Raw genomic sequence first — 13,667 nt, forward strand, 5'->3', positions numbered from 1 at the left:
AATGAAAAAAATATGGATCTTACTACTTATACCATTCGTTTTTGGATTTACTTTCTTTTCAACGGGATTAGATTATGTTGTCTTAGATGAGGTTATATCACAAGTAGATGGTGTTACACATCAAAGAATACAAGCTAATTTATATAATGATAATCAAACAAAATCTATACAGGAAATAAGTATTTTAAAGAAAGACGAAACAATCGAAACCACAGTTTGGAGTTACTTTGGTCCGGATGGAACATTAATTAATAAAGATATACTAACAATTGCACAAGATTTTGAAACTAAACACCCTGAATATGAGGTATTAGCTGGAATTAATGGTGATTATTTTACAACTAACCAAACAATTAATTCAAACATCATATTTGGCTCAAAAGTTGTTAACCCTCAAAATCATAGTAAATATCTATCAATTGAAATGGATTTGAATGGAACATTCATTAATAGTCATAAACAATTAACATTTAGCAATACTTTTTATGCATATATCTATGATAAAAATACTAATGCTTTATTTGATGTTGTAGAACTACTTCCAATAAATACTCGAACAGTAAATGATGGACAAACAAGTATTTTTTATAATTACAGCTCAATAAATAATACTGCTACAAATCACTATTCACTAGATATATTAGAAAAAAGTATTATTGGCCAACATCAAATGTTTTATGCCACAAATCCAACATTATTAAATACAAAAATTGAAACATCGATTCAAAAACTTTCTATTATAACAAAAAATGATAATGTCATAAATTTACTTGATAATGGTGCAGCAATTAAAATTCAAAAAAGACCAACCCAAATAGAAGAAACACATACTGTAGTGGGTGTTGATTCTAAAATTATTGATAATGGAACAATCAAACTATTTAGTGAAATTGGTGGGCAATCAGAATCAAACAACACAGCAAGACATCCTAGAACAGGTATCGGTTTTGATCAAAATAATAATCCGATTCTATTTACTGTTGATGGCAGAAATCCGGGTATATCTGATGGGGTAAACTTAAGAGAGTTTGCTAAGATAATGGCTGAAAATGGTATATTAAATGGTTTTAATTTAGATGGTGGTGGCTCTACACAAGTATTTATAAAAAAAGATGGTGTACACCAAATGGTAAATAAACCAAGTGATACCTCACCTTATCGAAGAGTTTCAAATGCTATATTATTTATTAAACCAAAAGATAATAGTAAAGTTATTGAAAATATAACATCCGAACATATTGAATTAACATTACCTAGTACAAATTATGAAGTTTATTTAAATGGTACAAAAATAAATCATACAACACCAAAGGTAGAAATAAATTTAAATCCATATAAAAATCAAGTTATTTCAGTAATTAATCCGTTAAATCATACACCAATATACCAAAAACTAATTTACTTATCTGAAATTAAAGGACCTACTATGCCAGTATTTTCAATTTCACATGAAATTAAAGGTACAAAAATAGAATTACTTATAGAGTTTTTAGACCCTGATTTTCTAATAAGTAAAATGAATGCGACAAATACCACAACTAACGAATTAAGAGTTGCACTGGTTCAATACATGGGTCTTCGTAAAGCTACATTTGATACAATTAATACAGGTAAAAATGATTTTATAATAGATTATGAACTTAAAAATGGTTATAAAGGACAACTTACATATAGTTATACACATAATGATGATATAGAAGAACCTGTTGTACCTGATATACCATCAAACCCAGATAATAATGATTCAACAAATCTTTCACCAGCATTTTATATATTAACAATTTCTACTACAACAATACTTTTAGCAGGTATCATCACATTGATGGTTATAATAAGGAGAAAAAAATGACAATAAATCAAATTCTTAATGATTTAAAAATCAAACATAATGTTCAATCATTTATCCATTCTGATGAAACGAAATTAGATGGGGTTACACTTTTTTATAAAAATATACCAAGTGCACTATTATTTTTAAAACACTATGAACTTACAGGTGAAAAGTTAGTTGATGATGGATTTAAAGTTAAAGGAACCATGATCGATTTGTCTAGAAATGCTGTATTTAAGGTTGATTATTTTAAATCTGTTATTTTAAAACAGGCACTTTTAGGTTTTAATGAAATTTGGTTATATATGGAGGATGTCTTTGAATTAGAAAATTATCCTAAGTTTGGATATTTAAGAGGAAAATATACTTTAGAAGACATTAAAGAACTTGATAACTATGCCAATAGTTTAGGTGTAAGTTTAATTCCATGTATTCAAACATTAGGCCATATGAGTCAATTTTTGCGTTGGCCAAGTTCTAGTAAGTTAAAAGACCAAAATGATGTTTTATTAGTGTCAGATCATACGTATGATTTTCTTAATGATATATTAAATTTTTGTAAAAATGCTTTTACAACAAATAAAATACACATAGGTATGGATGAGACATTTGGTTTTTCCTTTGGTCAATACTACAAAAAGTTTGGATTTAAAGATCCTGAAAACTTATTTTTAGAACATTTAAACAAAGTATACAGTTTAGCTAAAACTAAGGGTTTTGATGAGATATTAATGTGGTCAGATATGTTTTTTAGACACCGCTCAAAGACCGAATATTATTATGATACAACTATTACTTTTGAAGATGAATTTATCAATAAACTTCCAAAAGATATCACAATGGTTTACTGGGATTATTATAACCATAAGCCGGAAATTTATGAAAAAATGATTATTAATCATCAAAAAATGAATCGTAAAGTTATCATGGCTAGTGGTACATGGATATGGACACGTCTTGCATATGATCAAGTAAAAACATTAAATACAGCGACGCATGCAATAAAAATGTCAAAAAAACATGGTGTAAGTGACATTATTTTTACTCAGTGGAATGATGATGGTGCATACTGTGACTATGATACTTCGTTTTTAGGACTATTTGATGTTACACAAGTCATGCATGATGGTATGTTAGATGAAAAGTATTTAGGTTCTATTCATGAAAAAGATTTTGATACGTTAAAAAAGGTTAGTCAAATTAGTCATTTAGGTTTTAATGCTGTAAATTTATTGTGGGATGATCTATTACTTGGAATTTACTTAAATAATTTAGTTGGATATAACGCTGAAGCATTAACGCCTTTAATAAAAAATGTCGAAAATTACATTGAAAGCATTAGAAACTTAAATTACCCTCACTACATTTATTTAGCTAATATGCTAAAAAATAAGTTAGAACTTAGAAAAATGTTACTAAATGGATATTTTAATACACATGAATTTTTAGGTGTGGACAAAGTATTAGAAGATTTTAAACATAATTTATTAGAAACATTAAAATCATTTGAAGATAATTGGTTAAGTAAAAATAAGGTATTCGGTCTTGAAGTATTACAAAATAGAATATTTAGTCAATTAAGACGAGCTGATTTCTACAAACAAATCGTTTCTAATTATAACAAAGGTGATGTAATTGCCTATTTAGAAGAAAAACTATTAGAAGAAGAATACTTGAGTGAAAAATATATGGAAAATGCATTTTCTAGTAAGCATTAATTGATTAATTGATAAAACGCTTACAAAAAATACTTGACTATACAACAAACTGTGGTTATAATATAGACAGATGTATATACAATTAAAATAAAAGGAGATAAAAATGAAAAAGATTAGTTTTAATAAAAACATCTTTACAGTATTATTGGTATTCGTATTCACACTATTACTAGTTGCATGTGATACGGGTCCAACGGATGAAGAAGTAGTTAATGAAGCTTTAGAATCATTAACAATCGGATTCCAATCAGGGGATAATGCGGCTTCAGTAACTAAAAAAGTTACTTTACCTGCAAGTGTAGGTGATGTAACAGTTACATGGACTACAAATAATGCTGAAGCAATTGCAGCTAATGGTGATGTAACTAGAGTTTATAAACTAGACCAAGAAGTTAGATTAACAGCTACTTTAAAATTTAATGATGCTCAAGATGTGAAAAATTTTGATTTAGTTGTTAAAGCATTAGTAGATAATATTCCACCAGCATTTATGGGTGCTATCTCAGGTAAATTAGCTCAAGTTAAACACTTAGAAACTGCAACAGTAGATTTATTAGAAGGTGTTACAGCAAGAGATAATGTGGATAACTATGATGTGGAAATTACATTAGATACTAAAGATTACAATAAAGATGTTGCTGGTACATATACAGTAACTTATACAGCAACTGATAGTTCAGGTAATGAAACAACTATAGATCGTGATATCGTTGTTGAACCAGCACTTGATGCAACAGTTGATGCTGCAGTAATTGGTGATGACTGGGTTGAATATGTTTATAATGATACTGGTGCATTTGTTAATAATGGTACATATGGTGCTGAATTTAGAACACATGATAAATTATATGTAATGGATAAAGCATTCTTTTCAGCAGAGTTAGCAGAACATGCTTCAGAATATCCTGGAAATGCGAAACCTGTAACGGTAGGTATACCAGTATTCCCATATGGATCATTAATTATTACAGATAAAGACTTTAACATCATACATGCAAGATTCCAATTTGGTGTATATATTGAACTAAATGTAGTTGATGGAGAAACTATTCTAACACATACTGATGTTGAATGGAATGAAGCAAACACAGGCGTTGCTGGTGGACATATGTTTGTTGGTGTTGAATCAAAAATACCTGAAGGTGGTTTTGTAATGTTTGCATCATCACCAGCTCCTCAAAAAACAAGAGTCTTCTTAGTTTCTAACCTTTTCCAATCAAACTATACTGGTGGAGCAACAACTAAAGATGGCCAAGATATCTTCGATTTAACTACTATTACATTAGAATTAAAAGAAGATTATAGAGTATTAATTCCTCTACCAGATAAAATTGGTACACCAGAAATTACTTTAAATCGTCATACATTATCATGGACAGCTATTCCAAATGCATTAAATTATTCGTTAATTATTGATGGACAAGTTCATGGTAATGCATTAACAAGTACATCAATTGATTTATCAACACTTGATTTAGCAATATCAGAAGATGATGGTTATGAAATTCAAGTAAGAGCAAATACACTTGATATCTTCAAGTATAGCTCTTCTGATTTATCAGATACAATTTTATATAAAAAGGTAGTTATTCAAACTTTAGATGCTCCTGTAATAGAAGTTGATACAGAAAATACTAAATTAATTAAATGGTCAGCTGTTGAAGGTGCTGCAGAATATGAGGTTTATGTTCAAAACACAAATAATCAGCCTGGTACAGCTGGATCATATTCTGAACTTGTAGGTAAAACAACTAATACATCATTTGATGTAACAGAGTTTACTAAATTTAATGGTGTAAACTACTATTATGTTATTGGTATAGGTATGGCAACACATTCAGATTCTGTAAGATCAAATAGAGTTTTAATTGACCAAACAGTAACAACAACAATGAATATAGGTGGTATGTTAACAGAAGTTATCGTTACCAATTATACAGATTACTTCAATAGAAGAAATGAAGGGTCTACTTCTCCAGTTAAATTAGGAAATAACTTATATTTAGTGACTGGAATTGATCAAATTACTAGTTGGGGTGGACTATACAATGAATCAGGTGGAGCTGTCGTTATTTTAGACAAAGACCTTAATGTTAAAGTGGTTAGAGGTATTTTTGCTAAAGAGACATTTACAGTAGTAGATAAATGGTTTACAGATGAATCATACGCTGCCAACAATGCCCAAACTGTAGGATTTGGTGACTATGTTGGTACTGGAGATATGTTATTAATTGGTAGAAACGGATATAATGCAACATATATAAGTGGTGAAACAACATCAACAGCTGCAGCAAGAGATCTAGTGGCTTACCACTTCATTAATCCATGGACAACATTCCCTCAGGCAACAGCAGGTGCTCAGGGTGCTGGTAATGGTTGGAGAGCAGGAGTTGCAAACTTTATTGATCCAACATTAACTGAAATTAGTTTTGTAACAGCAGAATAATAAATTAGTAATTATAACGTCGAACAAGCAACTTAATATTATTTTAGGTTGCTTGTTCTTACGTTTATTAGAAAGGTGTTTCGTATGTCATTTTTTGAAAGATATGTTAATTCAAAATTTTATCATTTCACAGACTTCTTATTTAAATTGCTCCTAATTAATGTGTTAATGATCTTTACATCAATATTAGGACTTTTTATTATTGGACTACCAATAGCACTATTGGCTGGAATATTGACAATACGAACAGTCTTAAAAAAAGGATCACCTGGTGTCTTTAAACTTTATTTTAAATATGTAAAATACGTATTTAATAGAAGTATAGTAACGATAATACTATTTATTTTACTATTATCATTACTTGGATTTAATACATATTTCTTCTATTCAGGTTTAGAACCATTTAGTTGGTATTACTTCTTAAGTTTCATGTTGATGATTTTACTATTTATGATGTCATTAGTAAGTTTTATTCATGCATTAATGCTATCTAGTGTATATGAACTAACTATAAAATCATTATTTAAACATAGTTATTTATTAACTATTGGATTTTCGGTTAGAGGCTTACTGTTCCTAGTTGCTACATTTATGATTGTTTATACAATTATCCTTGTACCAATACTTGGAATATTAGTGGGATTAAGTAGTTTTAGTTTATTGATTTATGGATTATTAGTCCAAGGATACTCTAAAATTGAAGCACTCGAAAATGAACTGAATGAACTCATGGATGAGATGAACGATTAAGAAGTATTAACTTGACTAGTCAAGTCAAAAATGATATACTATTTTTGAATTGACTATACAACTTAAAGCAAAGAGGTTTTTATGAAAAAAATAATTATAATGCTACTTTTAGTAGTAATAGGAGTAGGAATATTATTCTCAAATCAAAATAATGTAAGCGCATATACTCCGCGTAGTTATAATGGTTCCATTTATGAACTTGATAATAATGAAAATGGTACTTATAAAACGTATGTTAATAAGCAAACGGCTGTTTTCCCTAATGAAGTAGTTGATGTTGATTTGACTCTTTTTGAATATGAAAATGGTCTTGTTGAAAACGATGTTCCCTATTATGATAGTTTTCAAGATGATTTAAATGTAAGAAAAGATGGCCTTTATATTCCTGAGTCAGGTGATATTACATTTAGTTTAAATGTTGAAAAGGCTGGTTATTATCATATTGGATTAGACTATTATTCAATTTTAGGTAGAAGTTCTAATATAGAAAGATCAATTAAAATTAATGGCGTATATCCATTTGTTGAGGCTAAATCAATTACATTACACAGATTCTTCGAAGATGCATTTAATGTATCAGAAGGTAGAATTAAAGGAAAATCAGATGTAAGACCTAGACAAAATGAGATTCATTTATGGACAACTGACACATTTAAGGACCGTGTAGGATATTATAATGAGTCATATTTTTTCTATTTTAAAGATGGATTAAACGAAATAACATTAGAGAGTAAAAGAGAACCGTTTGTTATTGGTAGATTATATTTATTTCAAGAAGATAAAGTGCCTACCTATGAGTCATACTATAATGAACTTTCAACCGCTGGTGCAAAAATAATTAATTCTAATTACACGATTGAAGCTGAAGAAGCATATTTAAAAACTTCTCCTTCTTTAAATCCAATAGCTGAGTTTTCCACACCTAAATTTACACCATATGAGGCATTTATTACAAGATACAATGCAATAGGTGGAAATAACTGGCGAGTTGCTGGTGATGAAGTTACTTGGGATGTTAATGTTAGCGAATCTGGTTTTTATAAATTAACATTTAAAGTTATGCAAAACTTTTCAAGTGGACAATCAAGTACTAGAAGTTTAAAAATCAATGGTAAAACACCATTTGAAGAAGCTAAACAAGTTGAATTTAGATATAGTAGTAATCTTCAATACGTTACATTAGGTAATGATGATGCTATGTATGTATATTTAGATGCAGGAAGAAATGAAATATCACTAGCCGCTAATATAGGTATGTATGGTTCAGTTGTTCAAAGAGTTAATGTACTTATTCAAGAATTCAGATTATTTTATAGAGAAGTAGTTATGCGCACAGGATTAAATCCTGATGCTTATGCAGATTATTTACTGACAAGATATGTTCCAAACTTTAATCAAAGATTACTATCATTTGAAAATGAATTGCAATCAATTCGTGATGAAATAATTCAAACATCTGGTGGTAGATCACAACTCATTTCAGCATTTGATCGTACTTCAAATCAAATCAAGAAGTTTTTAGAAGATGAAAAAAATGTACAAAACGGATTAAGAGAATTTGAACAAAATATATCTGCACTAGGTTCATGGGTTATTTCAGTTTCAGAACAGCCACTTACAATTGATCAAATTATACTATCAGGTGATGATTATAAATTACCTAAAATCAAACAAAATTTCTTTCAAAAAATGTGGCATGAAATTGTTTTATTCTTTGGTTCATTTAGAGATAATTCAGATTTTGGTACAGGTTTTGAAGTAGAAGGGCCAACTATTGATGTTTGGGTTGGTACAGGTAGAGATCAAACTACATTCTTACGTCAATTAATTGATGAATCCTTTACAGAACAACACAATATTAATGTCAATTTAAAAATGGTTAATATGGGTGTGCTCTTACAAGCAACACTATCAGGCAATGGTCCTGATGTCGCAATTGGTGTAGATCAAAAAACTCCAGTAAACTGGGGAATTAGAGATGCGATTGTTGATTTAACAGAGTTTCCAGATTATGAAGAAGTAGCATCTAGATTTAATCCATCAGCTCTTGAAGCACTAACGTTTAATCAAAAAACATATGGATTACCTGATACAGAAGATTTTTTAGTTATGTTTTATAGAAAAGATATTTTAGAAACTGTAGGCATTAGTCAAATTCCTACAACATGGGAAGAAGTTATTGATATATCGCCACTGTTACAACGTAGATATTTAGAGTTTTATGTACCTGTATCACAAGGTGCAATGTCAACAGTATTGTATGCAATGATTAAACAGTATGGCGGGGAATTATATCTAAATAATGGTGCAGAATCAGGAATGCTAGAAAAACCAAATATCGATGCGTTTTTAGATTTTACTAGATTATATACAGATTACGAATTTTCATTAGAAGCAAACTTTGCTAACCGTTTTAGAAGTGGTGAAATGCCAATTGGTATTGCCAATTACTCACTATATAATACATTAAGTGTATTTGCACCTGAAATTTCTGGTCAGTGGGATTATGGTTTAATACCGGGAAAAATTGTTGATGGCGTATTAAACAGACATTCTGTTTCTACTGTATCAGCAACTATTATTATGAATAATACAAAAGAAAAAGATGCGAGTTGGGAGTTTATGAAGTGGTGGTTATCGAAAGATATTCAAACAGATTATGCTCGAGCAATGGAAGCAATTATTGGTTCTGCTGCAAGATACCCAACAGCAAATATAGAAGCATTTGAACAACTTCCGTGGCCAACTAAAGACTACTTAATGCTAAAAGAACAAAGACAATTAGCTGTAGGATTACCAACTGTGCCAGGAGATTATATTGTTGGTCGTCATATTGATAATGCATTTAGAGCGGTATTAAACAGTAATGTTACACCTCAAGATTCACTATATCAATATCATTTAAAGATCAATGAAGAGATTGCTAGAAAGCGTAAAGAGTTGGGCTTATGACAAAACAATTAACAAAAAGACAAAGTATATGGAAACAAATAAAAGCAAATAAAGTTTATTATGGCATGATGGCTCCATTTTTAATCATATTCTTTGTATTTACAATACTACCAGTCATCATGAGTTTATTCCTAAGTTTTACAACTTTCGATATGTTAAATCCGCCGAAATTTGTAGGCCTTGATAACTATACATATCTATTACTAAATGATGATGTCTTCCTAATAGCAATGAGAAACACACTAATACTTGCAGTTGTTATAGGACCTGTAAGTTATGCAGCTGCCTTTATCTTTGCATGGTTAATTAATGAATTACCACCAAAGATTAGATGGATACTAACAATTGTATTTTATGCACCATCAATAAGTGGTTCTGCATTCTTATTATGGCAATTAATATTTAATGGCGATATGTATGGATATTTAAATGCATTTTTAATTAACATGAATATTATTGATGCACCCATACTATGGCTAAAAACACCTCAATATGCACTTCCAATTATCATCATTGTTCAATTATGGCTGTCTTTAGGAATTAGTTTCTTATCATTTGTTGCTGGTCTTCAAACAGTTGATAAAACACTTTATGAAGCAGCTGCAATTGATGGTATTAGAAATAGATGGCAAGAACTGTGGTATATTACTTTGCCTCAAATGATGCCCCAGCTTATGTTTGGTGCTTTAATGCAAATTACAGCATCATTTGGAATTGGAACAGTTTCCACAGCTTTACTTGGTTTTCCTTCAGTTGAATATTCAGGACATACAATTATTACACACCTAATGGATTTTGGTGCGGGATCACAACGTATGGAATTAGGTTATGCATCAGCAATTGCTACAATACTATTTATTTTAATGATGGTTGCTAACTTGGCAGTTCAAAAATTACTTAGAAGGGTTGGTACTTAATATTATGAATGACAATCAAAATAGTATAATTTCAAAATTAAAGTTAGATAATGTTAAGAAAAAAAGAATTAAACCCAAAGGTAAGAAAAGACTTAGCCGTTCATGGCAAGGAGACCTTTTTATTGGTATCCTACTCATTGGATTTGGATTATTTAGTGCCTATCCTTTAGTATTTACAATCGCAAACGCGTTTAAACCTCTTGATGAAATATTTTTATTCCCACCTCAGTTATTTCCAAGAAACTTTACATTTGAAAACTTTACAGATTTATTTAATTTAATTGGAAATACAAGAATTCCAATTTCAAGATATTTTTATAATACACTATTTATTACAGTTTTTGGGGTTTCAGGTCACGTATTATTTGGTGCACTTGCAGCATACCCACTTGCTAAACAAAAATTTCCAGGAAAAGCTTTAATTAATCAATTAATCGTATATTCATTAATGTTTTCAAGTTTAGTCACAGTTGTTCCAAACTATTTAGTAATATCTTGGTTAGGATTAATAGACACACCATGGTCCATTATTATTACATCATGGGGCTTTACATTAGGATTATTCTTAATGCGTCAGTTTATGGTGACTATACCAACAGAATTATTAGAAGCAGCACGTATAGATGGTGCTGGTGAATATAGAATATTTTTTAAAGTAGTCATGCCACTTGTAAAACCAGCATGGCTAACAGTTATAATCCTTTTATTTCAACAATTATGGTCAACAGATGGTGGTGCGTTTATTTTCACAGAAAACCTTAAACCATTATCATTTGCTTTACAACAAATTGTTGCTGGTGGTATTGCAAGAACAGGTGCATCTGCAGCTGTTGCATTACTGATGTTGATTGTGCCAATTACAGTCTTTATTATTAGTCAAACTAAGATTATCGATACAATGGCACATTCAGGAATTAAGTAGGTCAAGCATATGATGAAAATAATGATATTTATACAAACCTTGACACTTATTTTAACTGGTACTGCAGCAATCGATCAACCTTATAACTATGCTTACTGGGGAGAGATTGCATCATCAGAATCTATGCACTTATTAAGAGTTATTGATAACTCAAATATAGTTGATGAAGCCGATTTAAGAAATCCAATTCAACTAGGTGATTTAAGAGATATATTTGTATATGAAAATAATTTATATGTATCAGATGCTACAGCAAATAAAGTGCATATATTCAACTCTGAATTTAAATATGTTAAATCATTACCAAATGAATCAGATTTAAATGGAAAATTAAACTCACCTCAAGGTATATACGTATTTAATGATGAGCTTTATGTATCAGATTATAGTAATAATCGAGTAGCAATATTTAATTTAGAAACAGAACAATTTGTAAGAGAAGTCAAAAATCCAAATGATGTCATATTTGATTCTTTAGAATTTAAACCCTTAAGAATCGCTGTAGATAGAACAGGAAGAATGAATATTATTGCCTTCAACGTATTTGAAGGAATTATGGAATTTGACAAAGAAGGTAATTTTAACCGTTATTTCGGAACAAATACAATTCAATTAAGTGTACTAGATGCATTAATTTACCGATTTTCTACCAAAGAACAACGTGATAAAATGGCTTTAAATCTACAATCAAGTTTTACTTCACTAGACATGGATTCAGATGGTTATGTGTATACAGCTTCACGTGCAGAATTTTGGCAACCTGTTAAAAGACTAAACTTTAAGGGACGTAATGTCTTAGAAAATAAGGGATTAGTTGGTGTGGTAGGTGATGCAAACACTCAAGATACAGATACAAGAACAGATGTTGGACCATCACAAATCATTGATATAGCTGTACATGAATCGATGCAAAGATATAGCATACTAGATCAAAATCGTGGCAGAATATTTACATATGATAAAGAAGGAAACCTACTTTATATTTCTGCTGGTAAAGGTAGTTTACAAGATCAACTATCTGGTCCAACTTCCATTACATATTTTAATGATTTAATTTTAGTAACAGATAATACATCAAAAAGTATTAAAGTATTTGAACCTGTGGAGTTTGCAAAACTTGTTAACGAAGCACTTGGTCAATACAATGAAATGAACTATGAAGCAGCTAAAGATACATGGCAAGAAGTATTAAAATTAAATTCAAACTACTTCTTAGCATATGCAGGTATTGGTAGAGCACAATTAAGAGAAGGTAATTATAAGGATGCAATGCATAATTTTGAATTAGGTTATGACTATTATAATTACTCCAAAGCATATGAACAATATAGGAATGAGCAATTAGCAACCTTCCTACCATATGTCTTAGTTACCGGCCTTGTAGTAATGGGTTTTGTAATTTATAAATCAGTGAAACAAGCAATTAAACGAGAAGGAGATGATTGAAATGTTTAAACAAGTTAAAAATAAATTCATAAATTTCGATTATGTCCAATTCTTAAAAAACATATGGGAAGATTTCTTTAAATTTCCGCTTTATATCATGACACATCCATTTAAAGGATGGGAAGATCTAAAGTTTGATAAAAAGGGAAAATATCATGTTGCTATCATATACATATTTCTACTAGTAATAACTAGTGCACTACAAATTACAGCTTCAGGATTTTTAGTTAGCTTACCATTTGTTGGTAATTATTCAATTGTTCGTACATTCTTTTTAATTACAGTCCCAATATTACTAATTACTTTAGGTAATTGGTCAATTACTTCATTATTTGATGGTAAAGGAAATATGGGTGAAATTTTTAAAGTAATAGCTTATGCTATCATCCCACTAGTTTGGGTTGGTATACCAATGACTATATTATCAAATTTCCTTATACAAGAAGAGTTAGCAATTTATACAACAATTAATAGTATAGGAGTATTCTTGACAGGATACATGGGTTTATTTGGATTATTAGTTATACATGAGTATGGCCTTGCAAAAACTTTAGTTACAATTATTGCAACAATTGTTGCAGTAGCAGTAATTATCTTTGTAGGATTACTTATTTTAACTTTATTCCAACAAGTATTTGGATTCATTGATCAAGTTTATAATGAATTCATTATGCGAAATTCTTAA

9 protein-coding genes are annotated in these 13,667 nt (G+C 29.9%); all 9 read left to right on the plus strand.

The annotated features are described in order from the left end of the window. Position 1: 1 nt before the first annotated feature. The 9 genes from G324_RS07030 (at position 2) to G324_RS0100920 (ending at position 13,667) form a co-directional block, all read left to right on the plus strand. Positions 2 to 1,849 (plus strand): phosphodiester glycosidase family protein, encoded by a 1,848-nt coding sequence (locus G324_RS07030; protein ID WP_162146773.1) that lies wholly within the window; start codon positions 2 to 4, stop codon positions 1,847 to 1,849. Continuing rightward, entirely contained in the window at positions 1,846 to 3,549 is a 1,704-nt protein-coding gene (locus tag G324_RS07565) for a beta-N-acetylhexosaminidase (protein WP_025724513.1), read from the plus strand. The genes G324_RS07030 and G324_RS07565 overlap by 4 nt, the downstream gene beginning before the upstream one ends. 103 nt (positions 3,550 to 3,652) lie before the next feature. Then, positions 3,653 to 5,995 (plus strand): immunoglobulin-like domain-containing protein, encoded by a 2,343-nt coding sequence (locus G324_RS0100890; protein ID WP_025724514.1) that lies wholly within the window; start codon positions 3,653 to 3,655, stop codon positions 5,993 to 5,995. 84 nt (positions 5,996 to 6,079) lie between these two features. Next, positions 6,080 to 6,745 (plus strand): DUF624 domain-containing protein, encoded by a 666-nt coding sequence (locus G324_RS0100895; protein WP_025724515.1) that lies wholly within the window; start codon positions 6,080 to 6,082, stop codon positions 6,743 to 6,745. A gap of 81 nt (positions 6,746 to 6,826) precedes the next feature. After that, a complete protein-coding gene (locus tag G324_RS0100900) occupies positions 6,827 to 9,697 on the plus strand; it encodes an extracellular solute-binding protein (RefSeq protein ID WP_162146774.1) in 2,871 nt (956 codons plus the stop codon). Then, positions 9,694 to 10,614: a carbohydrate ABC transporter permease gene (locus tag G324_RS0100905; RefSeq protein WP_025724517.1), complete on the plus strand. Its 921-nt coding sequence runs from the start codon at positions 9,694 to 9,696 to the stop codon at positions 10,612 to 10,614. Before G324_RS0100900 ends, G324_RS0100905 begins: the two co-directional genes overlap by 4 nt. A 4-nt stretch (positions 10,615 to 10,618) precedes the next feature. Continuing rightward, a complete protein-coding gene (locus G324_RS0100910; protein ID WP_051457508.1) occupies positions 10,619 to 11,536 on the plus strand; it encodes a carbohydrate ABC transporter permease in 918 nt (305 codons plus the stop codon). Between the two features lie 9 nt (positions 11,537 to 11,545). After that, a complete protein-coding gene (locus tag G324_RS0100915; RefSeq protein WP_162146775.1) occupies positions 11,546 to 12,982 on the plus strand; it encodes an NHL repeat-containing protein in 1,437 nt (478 codons plus the stop codon). A 1-nt stretch (position 12,983) separates the two neighbouring features. Then, entirely contained in the window at positions 12,984 to 13,667 is a 684-nt protein-coding gene (locus G324_RS0100920; RefSeq protein WP_025724520.1) for a Yip1 family protein, read from the plus strand.

It is taken from the genome of Acholeplasma granularum ATCC 19168, from assembly GCF_000526235.1.
GTDB classification, from domain to species: Bacteria; Bacillota_I; Bacilli_A; order Acholeplasmatales; family Acholeplasmataceae; genus Acholeplasma; species Acholeplasma granularum.

Excerpts from the sequence above, each read along its gene's own strand:
- G324_RS0100905 (WP_025724517.1), top strand. The coding sequence starts at position 9,694 with ATGACAAAACAATTAACAAAAAGACAAAGTATATGGAAACAAATAAAA.
- G324_RS0100900 (WP_162146774.1), top strand. The coding sequence starts at position 6,827 with ATGAAAAAAATAATTATAATGCTACTTTTAGTAGTAATAGGAGTAGGA.
- G324_RS07565 (WP_025724513.1), top strand. The coding sequence starts at position 1,846 with ATGACAATAAATCAAATTCTTAATGATTTAAAAATCAAACATAATGTT.
- G324_RS0100895 (WP_025724515.1), top strand. The coding sequence starts at position 6,080 with ATGTCATTTTTTGAAAGATATGTTAATTCAAAATTTTATCATTTCACA.
- G324_RS0100915 (WP_162146775.1), top strand. The coding sequence starts at position 11,546 with ATGATGAAAATAATGATATTTATACAAACCTTGACACTTATTTTAACT.
- G324_RS0100890 (WP_025724514.1), top strand. The coding sequence starts at position 3,653 with ATGAAAAAGATTAGTTTTAATAAAAACATCTTTACAGTATTATTGGTA.
- G324_RS0100910 (WP_051457508.1), top strand. The coding sequence starts at position 10,619 with ATGAATGACAATCAAAATAGTATAATTTCAAAATTAAAGTTAGATAAT.
- G324_RS0100920 (WP_025724520.1), top strand. The coding sequence starts at position 12,984 with ATGTTTAAACAAGTTAAAAATAAATTCATAAATTTCGATTATGTCCAA.
- G324_RS07030 (WP_162146773.1), top strand. The coding sequence starts at position 2 with ATGAAAAAAATATGGATCTTACTACTTATACCATTCGTTTTTGGATTT.